Consider the following 17,316-nt stretch of genomic DNA (forward strand, 5'->3'; position numbering starts at 1 on the left):
CCTCTCCACTGCCTAGCCTGCCGCGATGTCGAAGATCAGATTGTGGGCGGCCGGTGCGTCCGCCGCGGCGCTGATGGCCCTCGTCCCCGCGCCGGCCCAGGCACAGGTCTCGCACCTGTCCGCCGCCCGCGTCCCCGCCCCCGCCGGGGTCCCCGCGTACGCCTGCGCCAAGGACCAGTGGCCGTGGGGCTGCGTCGCCGAGTGCGAGAGCGGCGGCCGCTGGCACATCAACACCGGCAACGGCTACTACGGCGGGCTCCAGTTCTGGCAGCCGACCTGGGAGGAGCACGGCGGACTGCGGTACGCGAAGCGGGCCGACCTGGCGACCCGTCAGCAGCAGATCACGATCGCGGAGCAGGTCCTGCGCACCCAGGGGTGGGCGGCCTGGCCGGTCTGCTCCAAGCGGTACGGGCTGAGCGGGCGGGCGCACGTGGTCCAGCCGGGCGACACCCTCAGCTCGATCGCCCGTCGGTTCGGGATCGTGGGCGGCTGGCAGGCGCTGTACAAGGCGAACCGGAGCATCGTCGGGGCGGACCCGAACAGGCTCCTCGTCGGAACGATGCTGCGGATCGCACCGCTCACCGTCCTGCGGTGAACTCGGCGGCCTCCCCGCTGAACGCGAGGGAGCCGCGGCGCAGTTCGTGCAGCAGCGTGCCGGGCGGCAGCCCGGGCGGGGGCCGCTGCTCGGCGAGCACGACGGCGGCGCCGCCCGGCCGGGCGAGGGCGGCGAGCATCCGGTACGTACGCGTGGACACCGCGGGGGACATGCCGAGCGACGGTTCGTCGACCAGCACCACACGGGCGGGGGTCACCAGGGCCCGGGAGAGCGCGAGCATCCGGCGCTCGCCGCCGGAGAGCGTGCCGGCGGGGCGCGCGAGCAGGGCGAGCAGCTCGGGGTACGCCGCCAGAGCCCGCTCCCGGTCCCCGGGGGCCAGGTCCAGGTTCTCGGCGACGGTGAGCGTTGCGTACACCGCCCGCAGATCCGGTACGAGGCACAGTCCACGCCGCGCACGGGCGTGGGCGTGGAGGCGGGTCACGTCGGCGCCGCGCCACAGGACCCGGCCGGAGGCGAGGGGCACGGTGCCGGCGAGGGCGCGCAGGGCGCTGGTGCGGCCGGAGCCGTTGCGGCCGACGAGAACGGTGACGGTCGCGGCCGGGACGGGCAGGTCGAGGCCGTGCAGGGCCTCCAGGGGGCCGTAGCGGACGCGGGCGGCGCGCAGGGCGATCTCGACGCTCATGACACGATCCGGCCTCCTTCCATGGTGTGCACGGTGTGGGCGATGCCGGCGACGAGGTCCGGGTCGTGCTCGACGAGGAGGACGGTGAGGCCGTCGGCGGCGAGGGCGGCGAGGATCCGGGCGAGGGCGTCGGTCTCCTCGGTGTCCAGGCCGGCGGAGGGTTCGTCCAGGAGCAGGGTGTGCGGGCCGCCGGCGAGGGCGCGGGCCAGCTCGACACGGCGGAGGGTGCCGGTCGGGAGGTCGGCGGCGGGGTGGTGGCGGACGGATCCGGCGAGACCGAGGAGGCGGAGGGCCTGTTCGATCTGTGCGGGGGAGCGGCGGTGGCCCTGTTCGGCGCCGAGGCGGACGTTGTCCTCGACCGTGAGGGACGGGAAGACCGCGAGCTGCTGGAAGGAACGGGCGACGCCCAGCCGGGTGCGGGTGTGGGCGGGGCGCGGGGTGATGTCGGCGCCGTCGAGGGTGACGCGGCCGCGGGTGGGGCGGAGGGTGCCGGCGAGGCAGTCGAAGAGGGTGCTCTTGCCCGCACCGTTGGGGCCCACGAGGGCGGTGACCCGGCCCGGGGTGAGGGCGAGGGTGACGTCGGTGAGGGCGGTGAGACCGCCGGGATAGGTGAGGGTGAGGTGGTGGGCGCGGAGCCGGGGCGCCGACGTCGGGCGGGGGACGGGAGCGGGGCCGGGCGCGGGCCGGCGGCGGTGCGGCCGGGCCCTGCCGGCCGCGACGATCCCGCCGCTCGCAGGTGCCGTGGCGCCGCCCGGCGCGCTTCTGTCCTCCGCACCGGTCGTACCCCTGGGCGGGGAGGCCGGGGGAGCGCCATGGGGCGCGGCCGCGCCCTCGGCGGGGGCCCGTGTCCGACGTGTGGGCAGCCAGGACGTCAGGGGCGGGATCCGGCCCGTCAGGGCCGCCAGGACGCCGATCGCGGTCGCCGCCACGCCGCCCCTCGTGCCCGCGTCCAGACCGACCAGCAGGGCCGCCGCGGCCAGCGGGGAGAGGAGGCTGTCGGCGCCCAGGACGACGATCGCGGCGAACCAGAGGAGCCCGCGGACCGGGTCGTACGCCTCCGGGTCGAAGGCGCGCAGGCCCATGCCCAGCAGGCCGCCGCCCAGGGCCGCCAGCGCCGCGCCCAGGACGAAGGCCAGGATCTTCAGCAGGCCCACCCGCACCCCGGTCGCCTCCGCGCCGCCCTCGTGGTCGCGCAGGGCGGCGAGCGCCCGGCCCGTGCGGCCCCGGCGCAGGGCCGCGACAAGGAGGAGGCAGCAGGCCAGGACCACCAGCTCCAGGGCGTAGTAGCGACGGTCGTCGGCGAAGCCCGCCGGGCGCCCGAGCTCCAGGCCGGCCGTCGCGTACGGCTGCGCGAAGACGAACCGGCTCACGGCCACCCCGACCGCCAGCGTCGCGAGCGCCAGGGCAAGGCCGTGGCGCCGGATCGCCGGCCACCCGGTCACCAGGCCCAGCGGGGCCACGATCAGCACCGCGAGCGCGAGCGCGAGCAGCTCCGGCAGACCGCTCGCCGCGAGCAGCGCCGTGAAGAGCGCCCCCAGGCCCGCGTACGCCGCCTGGCCGAGCGCGATCTGCCCGCCCCGGCCTGTCACCACCACCAGCGAGAGGAGCACGATCGCGAGCGCGGGGACCTGGATCGCCGTGTGCAGATCCGTGCCCGCGAAGCCCACGGGGAGCAGGAACAGCGCCCCGACCGTGAACCAGACGCCCGGCGGGGTCCGGGGAGCGACGGCCGGTGGCGGCAGCGCGTCCTGGCCGCGCCCGCCGACCCCCGGCAGGACCAGCGCGGCCACAAGCAGCGCGAGCACGAACAGGTTCGCCCCCACCGCCTGCACCAGCGGCCCCGCCCACCCCTCCGGGTGGAGGCGGGTCAGCTGGGCCTGCGCCACGCCCAGCGCGAGGGCCGTCACGATCGCGACCGGCAGGCTTCGCATCCGGGCCACCACCGCGACCGCGATCACCTCGACGACGAGAAGCGGCATCCCGTACGGGTCGAGCCGTACGTACGGGGCGAGCAGCACCCCCGTCAGACCCGCCGTGAACGCGCCGAACGCCCATCCAGCCGCCGAGACCCGGTCCGCGTCGATCCCGCCCAGCATCGCCAGCGGCCGGTTGTCCACCACCGCCCGCAGCTCGCGCCCGAACCTGGTCCACCGGGTCACCGCTCCCACGGCGACGGCCAGCAGCACGACCGCCGCGAGCTGCGTCCACGGGTCGTCGCCGAGCAGCACCGGCGCGTCCGCCCGCGCGCCGGTGCCCCACACCAGCGCCGCACCGCCCACCAGGAGCACGAAGACACCGATGGAGGCCACCAGGGTCTGCGCCGGGTTGGAGCCGAGGAGCGCCAGCGGCCGGAACACCGCCCGGTCGAGGGCCAGACCGATTCCGGGCGCGACCACGAGCAGCGTCACCAGAGCGCCGAGGGACAGCGGCCAGCCCCACTCGACCACCAGCTGCCGCAGCACGTACGCGCAGACCATGGCGATCGCCCCATGGGCCAGGTTGAGCACGCCGGTCGCGCGGTACGTGACGATCAGTCCGATGCCGGTGAGCGCGGCGGCGCTGCCGACCGCGAGTCCGGCGAGCGTGAGGTCGTACGTCAGCGAGGCCACGGCTCACACACCGGACACGGGTCGAGCCGCGCGTCCCCGGCCGGTTCGGCGTCCGCCCGGCCCGCCACGAGCGGGCAGTCGGGCCGGTGGGCGAGGGTCCCGCCCGGCACCCGGACCGGTGGCTCGTCGGACGACGGCGGGGCGATGTCCTCGGCGGCCTCGGCGGACGGGGCGGCCCTGCGCACCGGCACTCGGCCGGCCGCACCGACCAGCACCGCCCCGGCCACGATCAGCGCCGCCCCCGGCACCGTGCACGAGGCGAGGAAGGGCAGTTGCCGTTCGGCGAACCGCTCGCCGGAGATCCCGTACCACCCCAGGACGCAGAGCACCGCGCCGCCGGCGGCCGCGGCGAGGCCGGCCCACAGCAGTACCCGGGATGTCGGCACGGGACCTCCTCGCCTCGCCCCCCGAGCGACTCGCCCTTGATGTTCTTGTTCCTTGCACTATGACCGTAATCGGCTCACCCTGGAATCATCAGGGCGCCCGGCCCCGACGGACACCCGGTGGTGAGCCAGATGGTTCTCAAGCGACGCGTGGGACGCCCACGCTCTCGTATCGCGGCCCTGGCGGCCGCCTCGGTCCTCGTGCTCGGGCCGGTGCTCGTGGCCTGCGGGGACGACGACAGCGGGGACGCGGACTCCACCGCGACCGCGACGGCCGCGACCGAACCCGCCGACCCGGAAGCCGCCCGGGCGGAGATCACCAAGAACTGGACCGAGTTCTTCGACCCCGACACCCCGGCGGCCGAGCGCGCCGAGCTGCTGGAGAACGGCGAGCAGATGCGGCCGGCCCTTGAGGCGCTCCTCACCAACCAGGCCGCCGCGGCGGCCACGGCGAAGGTCGAGACGATCGAGTTCACCTCGGCGAACGACGCCGAAGTGACCTACGACCTGCTGGTCTCCGGTGCCCCGGCCGTGCCCGACGCCCAGGGCACCTCCGTCTTCCAGGACGACACCTGGAAGGTGTCCGTGAAGACCCTCTGCGGCCTGGCGCAGCTCAGCGGTGCGACGGTTCCGGGTTGCTGAGACGGCAGGCACGCTGCTCCTCGCCGCGCTGCTCGGCCTGACCGCGGCGTGCGGCAGCCGGATCCCGGAGCGTGCCTTCGAGACGCGGCCCACCGCCACTGTCCCCTCCGGCGGTGAGCCGCTCCGGATCGGCATCATCACCAGCGCCACAAGCCCCGTCGGCGGTGACGCGTTCTCAGGCCCGCGCGACGGCGCCCTGGCCTGGTTCGACGCCCTCAACGCCCGCGGGGGAGTCGACGGGCGCCGGGTCGAGGTCGTCACCTGCGACGACGGCGGCAGCGGCGTCGGCAACAACGAGTGCGTGCACCGGCTGATCGACGAACGGAAGGTGTTCGCACTCGTCGCCACCACCGCGCTCGACTACGCGGGCGCCCCGCTGGTCGCCGAGGCCGGCGTCCCCGACATCGGGGGCCAGCCGCTCACCCCGGCGTACGAGACCTATCCGCATCTGTACGGGATCTACGGCAGCCTCGCCCCGCGCACCGGCGAGGCGCCCGGCTGGGACGGGGTCCTGTACGGCGGGACCGAGGTCTACCGCTGGTTCAAGCGCGAACACGGTGCCCGTACCGCCGCGGTCGTCGCCTACAACCAGGCGGCCTCGACCGCGTACGCCCGGCTGATCGCCGACGGACTGCGGGCCGAAGGGTACCGGGTCGTCGAGGAGCAGGTCGACTTCGCCCTGCCCAACTTCCGCGCCGTCGCGGCCGATCTGCGGGCCCAGGGCGCCGACCTCGTCTTCGACGCCATGGACACCCATGGCAACGTCCGGCTCTGCGAGGCGATGGAGGCGCTGGGCGTGAAGGTCACCGCCAAGGTGACCAACGTGCAGAACTGGTCCTCGACCGTGCCCCGCGACTACGCCGCGACGCCCGGCTGCCGGGCCTCGCTCTTCGTCACCGGCTCCAGCCGCAACTACGAGGACACCGGGCACGCGGCGGTACGGGAGTTCCGCACGGCGATGGGCGACCGGCCGCTCTCCCAATGGCAGTTGGAGGGCTGGGCCGCCGCCATGTGGTTCACGGACGCGGCGCTGTCCTGCGGGGACCGGCTCACCCGCGCCTGCGTCGAGGAGTTCGTCAACCGGCCGGAACCGTACACGGCCCGCGGCCTGCTGCTGCCCGTCCGGTTCGAGAAGCTCGCAGAGCCGCCGAAGAGCCGTGACACCTGTCTCTCCGTGGCCCGTTGGCAGGACGGACGGGGATGGGTCAGCCAGGGCGACATGAACGGGAACTGCGCCGTCGTCCCCCAACTCGCCTACCGGCCCTGAGCCCGACGGACGTGAACCGGGCGTGGCCGGCGCGTAGAGTCGCCGGCGACCGCACCACATTGATCCGGGGGAATCACCAGTTCGATGCGTATTTCGTTCTTGCTCCACAACGCCTACCACATCGGCGGAACCATCCGGACGACGTTCACCCTGGCCCAAGCCCTCGCCGAGCGGCACGAGGTCGAGATCGTCTCCGTCTTCCGGCACCGGAACGCGCCCATCCTGAGCATCCCCGCCGGTGTGACCCTGCGTCACCTCGTGGACCTGCGCAAGGACAGCGCCGAATACGACGGCGCACACCCGGACATCTCCCGGCCCGCCCGGGTCTTTCCGCGCGGCGACGGCCGGTGGAAGCAGTACAGCGCGCTGACCGACGCCCGGATCGGTGCCCATCTGGCATCGGTCGAGGCCGACGTGGTGGTCTCGACCCGCCCCGGCCTCAACGTCCACCTCGCGCGGCAGACCCGCCGCGGCCCGGTCCTCGTCGGCCAGGAGCACCTGATCCTGGACGGCCACACCTACCGGCTGCGCCGGGAGATCGCCCACCGGTACGCGGTCCTCGACGCCGTCACCACGGTCACCGAGGCCGACGCCCGCTCGTACCGCACCCGGCTGCGCCTGCCCGGCGTACGGATCGACGCGGTGCCCAACAGCGTGCCCGCGCCGAGCGTCCCGCCCGCCGACCCCGCCTCGAAGGTCGTCGTCGCGGCGGGGCGGCTCACACCGGTCAAGCGGTACGACGTGCTGGTCGCCGCCTTCGCCGAGGTGGCCGCCGCCCATCCGGACTGGAAGCTGCGGATCTACGGCACCGGCGACCACTTCGGCAATGTGAAGCAGGCGCTTGCCCGGCAGATCGAGAAACTCGGGCTCGGTGAGCACGTCTTCCTCATGGGCACGGCCAACCCGATGGAGCCGGAGTGGGCCAAGGGCTCGATCGCCGCCGTCACCTCACGGCGCGAGTCGTTCGGCATGACGATCGTCGAGGCGATGCGGTGCGGTCTGCCGGTCGTCTCCACCGACTGCCCGTACGGCCCCCGCGAGATCATCGAGGACGGGGTCGACGGCCGTCTCGTGCCCGTCGACGACGTCTCCGCGGTGGCCCGTGCCCTGCTCGAACTCGTGGAGGACGACGAACTGCGCGCCAAGACCGCGCGGGCCGCCCTCACCGCCTCGGAGCGCTTCGACCCGGTCCGCATCGCGGCCCGCCACGAGGAGATCTGGACCGAGCTGGCCGCCCGGGGCGCGAGTGGCCGCACCCATGGCGCGTTCCGCGAGACCCGCCATCGCGCGGTCGGCACCGTGGTCGACGCCGGGTACGAGCTCAAGCGCCGGATCGGAGTCCTCGTCCGCCGCTTCCGCTGAACCCGTCGAGGACAGTGGCTGTCCGCGACGGCTGGCAGACTCGGACCCATGTTGGAGACCTCCGCACGACTGCTCCGCCTGCTCTCGCTGCTGCAGGCCCATCGTGAGTGGTCCGGCACCGACCTCGCGGAACGGCTCGGCGTCACCACCCGGACCGTACGGCGGGACGTCGACCGGCTGCGCGAGCTCGGTTACCCGGTCAACGCCAGCCCCGGCACGGGCGGCGGGTACCAGCTCGGCGCCGGCGCCGAACTGCCGCCGCTGCTGCTCGACGACGACGAGGCCGTCGCCGTCGCCGTCGGGCTGCGCACCGCCGCCGGGCAGGGCGTCGAGGGCATCGGTGAGGCCTCCGTAAGCGCCCTGGCCAAGCTGGAACAGGTCCTGCCCGGCCGGCTGCGGCGCCGGGTGAGCACCCTCAACGCCTTCACCGTGCCGATGCTTCGCACCCCGGCCACCCGGGTCGACCCGGCGGTCCTGACCGAGCTCGCGAACGCCTGCCGGGACAGCGAACGGCTCCGCTTCGAGTACCGGGACCACGGCGGCACCGCGACCCGCCGCACGGTCGAACCGCACCGGTTGGTGTGCACCGAACGGCGCTGGTACCTGGTCGCCTGGGACGTGGACCGTGCCGACTGGCGTACGTTCCGGGTCGACCGGATCCATCCGAAGCCGCCCCACGGCCCCCGCTTCCCGCCCCGCGAGCCGCCCTCCGAGGATCTGGCCGCCTATGTCGCGAAGGGCGTCTCGGGAGCGGCCTACGCGGCCGAGGCGACGATCCGGCTGCATGTGCCGCTCGCCGAGGCCGCCAAGGTCGTCGGCCCGATGGACGGCGTCCTGGAGCCGGACGGCGACGGCGCCTGTCTGCTGCGCGCGGGGGCGGTCAGCCTGCAGGGAATGGTCGTCCACGTCCTGATGCTGGGGCTGGAGTTCGAGGTCGTCGCCCCGAGGGAGCTCGACGACCGGGTCAGGGTTCTGAGGGACCGGCTTTCTCGCGCCGTGGAGCGCTCGGAGCGGTGAGCCGCATCCGCTCGTAGGCCACGAAGTCCGGATGGTGCAGATCGAAGGCCGGGGACTCGGAGCGGATCCTCGGGACGGCGTCGAAGTTGTGGCGGGGTGGCGGGCAGGACGTCGCCCACTCCAGGGAGCGGCCGTACCCCCACGGGTCGTCCACCTCGACCTTCGGCGCGTATCTGGCGGTGCGCCAGACGTTGTACAGGAACGGCAGAGTGGAGGCGCCGAGCAGGAACGCGCCGATGGACGAGACCGTGTTGAGCGCGGTGAACCCGTCGGCCTCCAGATAGTCGGCGTACCGCCGCGGCATCCCTTCCGCGCCGAGCCAGTGCTGCACCAGGAACGTCAGGTGGAAACCGACGAAGAGCGTCCAGAAATGGATCTTGCCCAGACGCTCGTCGAGCAGCCTGCCGGTGAACTTGGGCCACCAGAAGGTGAAACCGGCGAACGTCGCGAAGACGACCGTGCCGAAGACCGTGTAATGGAAATGGGCGACGACGAAGTACGAGTCGGTGACCGCGAAGTCCATCGGCGGCGAGGCGAGGATGACGCCGGTCAGCCCGCCGAAGAGGAACGACACCAGAAAACCGATCGACCAGAGCATCGGCGTCTCGAACGAGAGCGAACCCTTGAGCATGGTGCCGGTCCAGTTGAAGAACTTCACCCCGGTCGGCACGGCGATCAGGAACGACAGCAGCGAGAAGAAGGGCAGCAGGACCGCCCCGGTGGCGAACATGTGGTGCGCCCACACCACCACCGAGAGCCCGGTGATCGCCATGGTGGCGGCGATCAGGGTCGTGTAGCCGAAGATCGGCTTGCGGGCGAAGACCGGGATGATCTCGCTGATGATGCCGAAGAACGGCAGCGCGATGATGTAGACCTCGGGGTGGCCGAAGAACCAGAAGAGGTGCTGCCACAGCAGCGCCCCGCCGTTCTCCGGCTGGAAGACCAGCGAGCCGAACCGCCGGTCCGACTCAAGGACGAGCAGAGCCGCGGCCAGGACCGGGAAGGCCATCAGGACCAGGATCGTGGTGAAGAGGATGTTCCAGGTGAAGATCGGCATCCGGAACATCGTCATCCCGGGCGCCCGCATCCCGACGATCGTCGCCAGGAAGTTCACCGAGGTGAGGATCGTGCCGAAGCCGGAGAGCGCGAGCCCCATGATCCACAGATCGGGGCCGATCCCGGGGGAGCGCTCCAGGCTGTTGAGCGGGGCGTAGGCGGTCCAGCCGAAGTCGGCGGGCCCGGTCGGCACGAGCAGCGAGCCGAGCACCATCAGGCCGCCGAAGAGGAACAGCCAGTACGAGAACATGTTCAGCCGCGGGAAGGCGACGTCGGGGGCGCCGATCTGGAGCGGCACCAGCTCGTTGGCGAAGCCGGCGAAGGTCGGCGTCGCGAAGAGCAGCAGCATGATCGTGCCGTGCAGCGTGAACGCCTGATTGAACTGCTGGTTGTCGAGCAGCTGGGTTCCGGGGCGGGCCAGCTCGGCCCGCATCAGCATCGCCATCACCCCGGCGGCCAGGAAGAAGAGGAACGACGTGACCAGGTAGAGGTGGCCGATCTTCTTGTGGTCGGTCGTGGTGAGCCAGTCGATCAGGACCCGCCCATGCCGTTCCCGAGGTGATTCGACGGCCGCGTCCGCGGTGTCGATGCCCATCGATGCCTCCGGTTCCGAATCGTCCGGACATGATGCGCGCCCCGGGGGCGGGGACACGGGAGGCGGCCGGGCGCGCTGCTCCGGTCGGCCGAGCGTGTGCGCGTCATGCGGGGAAATCGTGAATGCCGTGAGGTCGTCGTCCGTCCCCCGAATTTCCCTGACCAGGGCGCGGGACGGAATTCCGGAACCCCTCTGACGAACTGTCCGAACGGTCCTTGAATTACCAGGGAATCGACTGGAGACTGCCCTTTCGGGTGACGGGGCTCGTGTCAAACATATGTCGAGAAGCTGTGACACAAGCGTGACCGGTAAGGGACTAACGTGAGGCACATGACACCGAAGCCGAGGTTCCCCGTACCGCCCGAAGACTATGTGGGGCTCGACCAGGAGCACGCCGAACTGCTCGCCCGCGACCACGGCTGGGACGTGGTCCGCTCGCTGCCTCCGGGCTCGATCATCACGATGGAGTACCTGGAGGGCCGGATCAACTTCGAGGTGACGGACGGTTCCGTCACGCGCTGCTGGCTCGGTTAGGCGCGGACTCGCACACCGCCATGAGGAAGGGCCCCGGCTACGGCCGGGGCCCTTCGTCGTGCGGTCGTGCGCTCAGCCGCCCGTGAGCGGTCGTGAGTGCGGCGGTCGGCGGCTGCCGGCCGGGGTGACCGGCGTCCGCTCCGAGCGCGGGGCGTGCCCGGTGTGCCCTGCGTGCCCTCCGTGTCCGGCGTGCGCCGCGTGCGGACGCGGGGCGGTGAGCGGCGGGGTGAGCCGGCCGTCGCCCCGCGTGGCGGCGGCCCGCCCGCTGCGGGCGCCGATGATCTCCCGGACCGGCTCCTCGACCGCGGTGGGACGCGGCGGATACATCGCCGGTCGGGGCCCACCGGTCGCGACGGGCAGCGACGGGACCAGCCTGCGGCGGGCCCGAAGCTGCTCGCGCAGCCGGTCGCGCGCGCTGAGGACCATGGCCTCCACGCGGCTGATCAGCGGCTCGCACCAGGGAAGTGCCAGCAGGATGAGCAGCCCCGCCGCCCAGCCGAGCAGCACGTCGCTCAGCCAGTGCGTACCGATGTAGACGGTGGTCAGGCCGACGCCGAGCGCGACCACGGCCGAGAGGGCCGACAGGTAGCGCCGGGCCCGCGGGGTGGTCGCCAGATACGCCAGGATTCCCCAGGTCACGACCGCGTTGGCAGTGTGGCCGGACGGAAATATATCGCCGCCGGCGAAGAGCTCGGCAGAGCCGATCTGCGTCGCGTAGTGGGGACCGAGGCGGCCGAGGCCGAGCTTGACCGCGCCGACCGTGACGTTGAGCAGGAGGAGCGCGGCGCCGAGGGTGAGCAGCGGTCGCAGGGTGTGCTGGCGCCAGGAGCGCCAGCCCAGCCAGGCCGCCACCATCACCGCGGTGGGACCGCGCTGGCCGAGGACGACGTAGTAGTCGAGGAAGGCGTGCAGGTCCGGCCACTGTTGATAGGGCCGGAAGAGCATGATCTTCCAGTCGAGGGTCACCAGCCACGTCGAGAGCAGCACGGCCACGACGATGGCGAGATAGAACGCCAGCGTCCCGCCGAAGAGGGCGAGACGCGTGCGGGTCATCCGCGGGACCTCTATCTTCGGCGGTTCCGGCTCCCGGTCCAGCCGGGCAAAGATGTCGGTACGCACCCAATCGACGTTACAGGGAGTGAGTGTCGACCTTGGTCGATCCGGTGTCTTCGTGATGACGATGTGATGTGGAGTAGGTCTCAGGGCGGAGTTTATCCCTGGCGTCTGTCGGAGAATCCGATGACCTTCCGCCCTATTGCCGGAGGGTGACTTTCCGGAAGCCTGTTTGCGCTTCGGGGAAATGCGTCAAACGGTTGTGCGGCCGGAATTCGAGGAGGGGCGCGGGGCGGGCGGAGTGGCGTACGCCACACCCGGCGGCCCGCCGGGGTGAGAGCTGCACCACGCGCTCGGGCCTTGAACTCGCGTACGCTGACGGCTCACTCGCCCGTCGATGCCGGGCCGCCCCGGGAACCCGAACCCCGGCCGGTGCCCGCCGAGCGCGAGAGTTTCACTGGGAGGTACGTACATGCAGCGGACGATCACGGCCGGAGCGCGACTCCGCGCCGCCGGCGGCGGCGCCAACCGCTGGGTCGTCCTCGTCGTCCTCTGCGTCAGTCTGCTGCTGGTCGCACTGGACGCCACCGTTCTCCACGTCGCCGTCCCCTCCCTCACGGAGGACCTGCGCCCCAGCTCCACCGAGCTGCTCTGGATCGTCGACGCCTACCCGCTGATCTGCGCCTCGCTGCTGATCCTCTTCGGCACGCTGGGCGACCGGATCGGCCGGCGCAGAGTGCTGCTCCTCGGTTACGGGCTGTTCGGCGTCGCCTCCGCGGTCGCCGCCCTCGCCACCGCCCCGGGTGTCCTGATCGGCGCACGCGCCCTCCTCGGCGTCGGCGGCGCGATGATCATGCCCGCCACGCTCTCGATCCTCCGGGCGGTCTTCCCCGACCGGCGTGAGCGGGCCACCGCCATCGGCATCTGGACGGCGGTCGCCGCGATCGGCGCCGCCACCGGACCGGTGCTCGGCGGCTTCCTGGTCGAGCACTACTGGTGGGGCTCGGTCTTCCTGATCAACATCCCGCTGATGGCGCTCATCCTGCCGCTCGGCCGCTGGCTGCTGCCCGAGTCCAAGGGGCGCGGCGACGGCCCCTGGGACGTCCTCGGCGCGCTGATGGCCGCGGCCGGCGTGCTCGGCGTGGTCCTCGGGGTGAAGCGGATCGGCACGGGCGAGAACCTCCTCGATCCGGCGACCGCCGCACCGCTGCTCCTCGGCGCGGCGCTGCTGATCCTCTTCGTACGCCGACAGCGGCGCCGGGCGCATCCGCTGATCGACATGCGGCTCTTCTCGCGCGCCGCCTTCACCACCTCCGTCGGCTGCATCGTGCTCGCCATGCTGGCCCTGGTCGGCCTGGAGCTGATCGCGGTCCAGTACCTCCAGCTCGTTCTCGGGCTCAGCCCCCTGGAGACCGGGCTGCGGCTCCTGCCGCTCACCTTCGCCGCCATGGCGGCCGGTGCCACCGGCTCGTACACCCTGCGCCGGATCGGCCCGCGCCGGATGGTCGGCTGGGGCTTCGTCCTCACCGCCGCCGCCGTGCTGCTGCTCGTCCTGATGGGCCAGAACGACCGGCCGCTGCTGCTCACCTGCGGCTTCGTCCTGCTCGGCTTCGGGCTCCAGACCACCCTCTTCTCGGCATACGAGTCGATGCTCAGCGAGGCCCCGCCGGAGAGCGCGGGCGGTGCGGCGGCCATCGGCGAGACCTCGTACCAACTCGGTGCCGGCATGGGCATCGCACTGCTCGGCAGCGTGATGAACGCGGCGTACGCGCCCGGCCTGGCCGCCGTCCCCGGTGTCCCGGCAGCCGCGAGCGAGGCCGCCGCGAACTCGCTCGGCGAGGCCTACAAGGTCGCCGACCAGCTCGGCGGCACGGCCGGCCCCGCGCTGTACCACGCGGCGCGGCAGGCCTTCGTGGACGGGCTTCACGTCACGCTCTTCGTCAGCGCGGCGCTGCTGCTGCTCGGCGCGCTGATGGCCATGCGGCTGCCGCGCGTGATGGAGTGCATGGTCGATCCGGAGGACCTGGTGGCCGAGGCTCCCGCGGAGGTGCGGGTGCCGGCCACCCGTGAGCCTGTGGAACCGGCCGCCGCCCGTGAGTCCGTGGAACCGGCCGCCGCCCGTGAGTCCGTGGAACCGGCCGCCGCCCGTGAGCCCGTGGAATCGGTCTGCTCGGCTCCGGGGCATGCCGGGCAGGGCGCCCGCCGGTCGTGACCCGCCGGTCGGACGGGGGCCGGTGAGCTCCCCCAGTGCTGCCGCCGGGAGGGTCTCCCGGCTCAGCTCTGGTTGAAGAAACCGTCCTGCGTACGCCCCGCGGGGTCTCCGCTGATGATCTGCGTGTCGGCGGGGGTCAGCAGGAAGACCCGCGTCGCCACCCGCTCGATCGAACCGCGCAGGCCGAAGGCGAGACCGGCGGCGAAGTCGACCACGCGCTTGGCGTCGGAGGGCTCCATGGCCGTGAGGTTCACGATCACCGGGACGCCGTCCCGGAAGAGCTCGCCGATGCCCCGGGCGTCCCGGAACCCGTCCGGGGAGACGGTCGCGATCCGGCGGCCCTGCTCCTGCGCCGTGTCGGACGCCACCCGGACCCGAGGGTCCGTCACCCAGGCGTCGCCGCTCTCGGCAGTCTCGGCGTACTCGTCGTCGTAGTAACGCTCGTCGTTGTCCTCGACGAGGCCCAGCCATGCACTCGCCTTGCGCACCGATCCCATGGTCGCCTCCTTTCAGCGCGGTCACTTGTGGTTCCGCATGTCCCTATCGTCGTCCATGATGCGGATCGCGCGCCAAGTGGATAGTCGGCGCGCGCGTGTTTCGTGACGGTACTGGTGCAGAACGTGAGGTCGTTTTTCTGGCGAATCGTCAGGAATCTTGCGGTATACGGGGCCTGACGGAGGTTCCACAGGGGTCGTGGAACTAAAATATGAAAGTCGGGCCAGAAGGGTGACGCTCGGAGCGTCCGGGTGAACGGGCTCGGTCGATACGATGCCGCCACACCACTGCAGACCGCTGCAGCGGCATGCGCGCGTGACTCACGGGGGAGTCTCTTGTTCGGAATGGTCAGGCCCTGTACCCATCGCCTCACCGAGGGCCTCAGGACCGAGTGGATGGCCCATCTCTGCGGCCTCTGTCTGGCACTTCGGGCCGACCACGGGCAGTTCGCCCGGGTGGTCACCAACTACGACGGCCTCATCGTCTCGGTTCTGACGGAGGCTCAGACGGGGCTGGTCGACGGCGGGCGCCGGACCGCCGGTCCCTGCCCGCTGCGCCAGATGAGGACCGCGCCGGTCGCGATGGGCGAGGGCGCACGGCTCGCGGCGGCCGTGTCGCTGGTCCTCGCCTCTGCGAAGGTGCGGGACCACGTCGCCGACCGGGACGGGCTGTTGGCGCGCCGGCCGGTCGCCGCTGCGGCCCGCCGGGTCGCCAGGTCCTGGGACCGGGCGGGCGCGCGGACCGGGCGGGCGATCGGCTTCGACACGGCCGTCCTGGTGGACGCAGTGGACCGGCAGGCCGGGGTCGAGACCCTCGCCGGGCCCGGTACACCGCTTCTCGCCGTCACCGAACCGACCGAGAGGGCGACGGCCGCGGCCTTCGCGCACACCGCCGTGCTCGCGGGCCGGCCCGAGAACGTCGGGCCGCTCGCCGAGGCGGGCCGGCTCTTCGGCCGGCTCGCGCATCTGCTGGACGCCGTGGAGGACCGGGATGCGGACGCCGTGTCCGGCGCGTGGAACCCGCTCACCGCGACCGGCACCTCGCTCACCGAGGCCCGCCGGCTCGCGGACGACGCGCTCCACGGGATCCGCCTCGCCCTGCGGGACGCGGAGTTCGTGAACGGCCGGCTGGTGCACGCGCTGCTCGCCCACGAGCTGCGCGTCTCGGTGGACCGGGCGTTCGGCGCGACGAGCTGTGCGCACGGGGCGGGCGCTCCCGGGGGAGCGCACCAGCCGGGGCCGTACCAGCCGGGGCCGTACGCCCCCGGCCCCGTGCCGGGCAACCCGTACGCGCCGGGGCCAGGTGGCCCCGGCGGTCCCGGAGGCCCGCTGCCGCCCGGGCCGCCGAACCGGCGTCGCGGCCTGATAGCCGGGTGTGCGGTCTGGATGGGCCTGGCGTGTACGTGCCAGCTGTGCTGCGGCACGTACGAGGACCCGTGGAGCCGGGAACGCCGCGAGGGCTCGTGCGGCAACTGCGACTGCAGCGGCTGCGGCGATTGCTGCAGCTGCTGCAACTGCGGGGACGGGGAAGGCGACGGCGGCTGCTGCGACGGCTGTGACTGCGGCTGCTGAGTCCCGTGGGCCTGGTTCCGCTTTCTAGTACGTCACGTTGTTCACCGACGGGCGGTGGAGAGGGCGGGCCCGGACCTCCCGGGCTCACCGTGCACGAGTGGCCCGGCGGCGACGGGCAGGTCGTCGTCGGCCGCTGGGTCCACGGCGGGTGTCTGCGCGGGGTGTACGAGAGGGCCCTCGCCGCCCTGCCGCCCCGGCGCCGTCGTCCACCATCACCACCCAGCGGCCTCTCCCTCGGCAGGGCGACGCGACCGCGCCGGCGCTCCTGCGCGACCTGTGGACGCCCCGACTCCCGGCCTTCGCGTGGCCCCTGCGAGCGTCGCGTCCGGGCTTCCCGAGCCCGTATGGAAGGGTTGAACGCCATGAGCACGGATCCCCAGCAGGACTGGCAGCACTGGCACGAGCAGCGCACGGCGGCGGTCTCCTCGTCGTACGGGCCGCTCTCCCTCACCGGCACGTACTGGCTCTCCGACTACCCGGAGGGTCGGATTCCGGCCGTTCCCGGGCGGTGGCTGGACGACGGCGACGAGGTGGTCCTCACGGCCGGCGCCGAGGACGCGGTCACCGTCGACGGCAAGCCTCTGATCGGCAGCGTCCGGCTGACCGCCGACCACGCCCCGATCCACGAGTCCCGGGCGGAGTCCGCCGGGCGGCGGCTCGTCGTCCTGCGCCGCGAAGGCCTCTGGGCGGTACGGGACTTCGATCCCGAGTCGGCGGCGCGCCGCGCCTTCCGGGGCATCGAGGCCACGCCGTACGACGAGCGCTGGGTGGTGCCCGGCACCTTCCGGGCGTACGAGGAGTCGCGCAACGTCCGGGTCGAGAACGCCGACGGGAAGGAGCGGGGACTCGGCCTCGCCGGTGAGCTCTCCTTCGAACTCCGTGGCGTCGAGCACACGCTCCAGGTCGCGGTGGAGGACGACGGCACGCTGTGGGCGGTCTTCGCCGACGCCACCAGCGGCCGTGCCGGCTACCGATTCCGCTTCCTGCGTCCGCCCGCGCCCGCCGCGGACGGCTCGGTGACGGTCGACTTCAACCGCGCGCTGCTGCCGCCCTGCGCCTTCGCGGACCACTTCATCTGCCCCTTCCCGCCCCCGGGGAACACCCTCGACACCGGAGTGCCGGTCGGGGAGCGGCGGCTCGTCGAGGCCTGACCCGGGCTCTTCCTCCGCTCGACGGGGCACGCGGGTGCGCCCGCGGCCGCACCGGCGGCGGGCGCCGTTCGGTCCGCGGTCTTGTGCGCGCGGGCACCGTGGGCCACCATCTCAGCCGTGCGTGTCAGGGA

At 72.9% G+C, this 17,316-nt stretch carries 15 protein-coding genes; 9 read left to right on the forward strand and 6 right to left on the reverse strand.

What is annotated here, in order from left to right:
• Positions 1-25 precede the first annotated feature (25 nt).
• The gene (locus tag ACFUJR_RS19765) at positions 26-595 is read left to right on the forward strand and encodes a transglycosylase family protein (RefSeq protein WP_383175371.1); all 570 of its coding nucleotides are present in this window, start codon (positions 26-28) and stop codon (positions 593-595) included.
• On the opposite strand, the gene ACFUJR_RS19770 is transcribed toward ACFUJR_RS19765, so the two are convergent.
• From ACFUJR_RS19770 to ACFUJR_RS19780, 3 genes are read right to left on the reverse strand one after another with little or no spacing between them, the layout of a single operon-like run.
• On the reverse strand, positions 579-1,238 hold the full coding sequence (locus ACFUJR_RS19770) for an ATP-binding cassette domain-containing protein (protein ID WP_383175368.1): 660 nt from the start codon (positions 1,236-1,238) through the stop codon (positions 579-581). The two genes, ACFUJR_RS19765 and ACFUJR_RS19770, sit on opposite strands and share 17 nt — an antisense overlap.
• Positions 1,235-3,847 (reverse strand): ATP-binding cassette domain-containing protein, encoded by a 2,613-nt coding sequence (locus tag ACFUJR_RS19775; protein ID WP_383175365.1) that lies wholly within the window; start codon positions 3,845-3,847, stop codon positions 1,235-1,237. Before ACFUJR_RS19775 ends, ACFUJR_RS19770 begins: the two co-directional genes overlap by 4 nt.
• Positions 3,835-4,233: a hypothetical protein gene (locus ACFUJR_RS19780; RefSeq protein WP_383175362.1), complete on the reverse strand. Its 399-nt coding sequence runs from the start codon at positions 4,231-4,233 to the stop codon at positions 3,835-3,837. Before ACFUJR_RS19780 ends, ACFUJR_RS19775 begins: the two co-directional genes overlap by 13 nt.
• Before the next feature lie 129 nt (positions 4,234-4,362).
• Here ACFUJR_RS19780 and ACFUJR_RS19785 point away from each other — a divergent pair, with 129 nt between their 5' ends.
• From ACFUJR_RS19785 to ACFUJR_RS19800, 4 genes are all read left to right on the forward strand, one after another.
• The gene (locus ACFUJR_RS19785) at positions 4,363-4,872 is read left to right on the forward strand and encodes a hypothetical protein (protein WP_383175359.1); all 510 of its coding nucleotides are present in this window, start codon (positions 4,363-4,365) and stop codon (positions 4,870-4,872) included.
• Positions 4,850-6,139 carry an ABC transporter substrate-binding protein gene (locus ACFUJR_RS19790; protein WP_383175356.1) on the forward strand — a complete coding sequence of 430 codons (1,290 nt, stop codon included), beginning with the start codon at positions 4,850-4,852 and terminating at the stop codon, positions 6,137-6,139. The genes ACFUJR_RS19785 and ACFUJR_RS19790 overlap by 23 nt, the downstream gene beginning before the upstream one ends.
• Before the next feature lie 84 nt (positions 6,140-6,223).
• Positions 6,224-7,501, forward strand: a complete 1,278-nt coding sequence (locus tag ACFUJR_RS19795; protein ID WP_383175353.1) for a glycosyltransferase — start codon at positions 6,224-6,226, stop codon at positions 7,499-7,501.
• 48 nt (positions 7,502-7,549) lie between these two features.
• Positions 7,550-8,518 (forward strand): helix-turn-helix transcriptional regulator, encoded by a 969-nt coding sequence (locus tag ACFUJR_RS19800; RefSeq protein ID WP_383175350.1) that lies wholly within the window; start codon positions 7,550-7,552, stop codon positions 8,516-8,518.
• Here the strand turns inward: ACFUJR_RS19800 and ctaD are convergent.
• Complete coding sequence (gene ctaD, locus ACFUJR_RS19805) at positions 8,466-10,169, reverse strand: cytochrome c oxidase subunit I (RefSeq protein ID WP_383175347.1); 1,704 nt, start codon at positions 10,167-10,169, stop codon at positions 8,466-8,468. The genes ACFUJR_RS19800 and ctaD overlap by 53 nt on opposite strands.
• 330 nt (positions 10,170-10,499) lie before the next feature.
• Here ctaD and ACFUJR_RS19810 point away from each other — a divergent pair, with 330 nt between their 5' ends.
• Positions 10,500-10,703, forward strand: a complete 204-nt coding sequence (locus tag ACFUJR_RS19810; protein WP_383175344.1) for an I78 family peptidase inhibitor — start codon at positions 10,500-10,502, stop codon at positions 10,701-10,703.
• Positions 10,704-10,775: 72 nt separating this feature from the next.
• On the opposite strand, the gene ACFUJR_RS19815 is transcribed toward ACFUJR_RS19810, so the two are convergent.
• Positions 10,776-11,822 carry a phosphatase PAP2 family protein gene (locus tag ACFUJR_RS19815; RefSeq protein ID WP_383175341.1) on the reverse strand — a complete coding sequence of 349 codons (1,047 nt, stop codon included), beginning with the start codon at positions 11,820-11,822 and terminating at the stop codon, positions 10,776-10,778.
• A gap of 406 nt (positions 11,823-12,228) precedes the next feature.
• Between ACFUJR_RS19815 and ACFUJR_RS19820 the strand changes: the two genes are divergently transcribed.
• Entirely contained in the window at positions 12,229-13,968 is a 1,740-nt protein-coding gene (locus ACFUJR_RS19820) for an MFS transporter (RefSeq protein WP_383175338.1), read from the forward strand.
• 62 nt (positions 13,969-14,030) lie between these two features.
• Here ACFUJR_RS19820 and ACFUJR_RS19825 read toward each other — a convergent pair whose 3' ends face one another.
• Positions 14,031-14,465, reverse strand: a complete 435-nt coding sequence (locus tag ACFUJR_RS19825) for a cell division protein SepF (protein WP_383175335.1) — start codon at positions 14,463-14,465, stop codon at positions 14,031-14,033.
• Between the two features lie 333 nt (positions 14,466-14,798).
• Between ACFUJR_RS19825 and ACFUJR_RS19830 the strand changes: the two genes are divergently transcribed.
• Together ACFUJR_RS19830 and ACFUJR_RS19835 are read left to right on the forward strand one after the other, a co-directional pair.
• On the forward strand, positions 14,799-16,034 hold the full coding sequence (locus tag ACFUJR_RS19830; protein WP_383175332.1) for a DUF5685 family protein: 1,236 nt from the start codon (positions 14,799-14,801) through the stop codon (positions 16,032-16,034).
• A gap of 362 nt (positions 16,035-16,396) precedes the next feature.
• The gene (locus ACFUJR_RS19835; RefSeq protein WP_383175329.1) at positions 16,397-17,185 is read left to right on the forward strand and encodes a DUF1684 domain-containing protein; all 789 of its coding nucleotides are present in this window, start codon (positions 16,397-16,399) and stop codon (positions 17,183-17,185) included.
• Positions 17,186-17,316 lie beyond the last annotated feature (131 nt).

The sequence above is a fragment of the Streptomyces sp. NPDC057271 genome, from assembly GCF_042668715.1.
Lineage (GTDB): Bacteria > Actinomycetota > Actinomycetes > Streptomycetales > Streptomycetaceae > Streptomyces.

Bases quoted from the DNA above. Each gene is read 5' to 3' on its own strand.
- ctaD (WP_383175347.1), bottom strand. From the start codon at position 10,169: ATGGGCATCGACACCGCGGACGCGGCCGTCGAATCACCTCGGGAACGG.
- ACFUJR_RS19820 (WP_383175338.1), top strand. From the start codon at position 12,229: ATGCAGCGGACGATCACGGCCGGAGCGCGACTCCGCGCCGCCGGCGGC.
- ACFUJR_RS19835 (WP_383175329.1), top strand. From the start codon at position 16,397: ATGAGCACGGATCCCCAGCAGGACTGGCAGCACTGGCACGAGCAGCGC.
- ACFUJR_RS19765 (WP_383175371.1), top strand. From the start codon at position 26: ATGTCGAAGATCAGATTGTGGGCGGCCGGTGCGTCCGCCGCGGCGCTG.
- ACFUJR_RS19825 (WP_383175335.1), bottom strand. From the start codon at position 14,465: ATGGGATCGGTGCGCAAGGCGAGTGCATGGCTGGGCCTCGTCGAGGAC.
- ACFUJR_RS19795 (WP_383175353.1), top strand. From the start codon at position 6,224: ATGCGTATTTCGTTCTTGCTCCACAACGCCTACCACATCGGCGGAACC.
- ACFUJR_RS19785 (WP_383175359.1), top strand. From the start codon at position 4,363: ATGGTTCTCAAGCGACGCGTGGGACGCCCACGCTCTCGTATCGCGGCC.
- ACFUJR_RS19800 (WP_383175350.1), top strand. From the start codon at position 7,550: ATGTTGGAGACCTCCGCACGACTGCTCCGCCTGCTCTCGCTGCTGCAG.
- ACFUJR_RS19770 (WP_383175368.1), bottom strand. From the start codon at position 1,238: ATGAGCGTCGAGATCGCCCTGCGCGCCGCCCGCGTCCGCTACGGCCCC.
- ACFUJR_RS19810 (WP_383175344.1), top strand. From the start codon at position 10,500: ATGACACCGAAGCCGAGGTTCCCCGTACCGCCCGAAGACTATGTGGGG.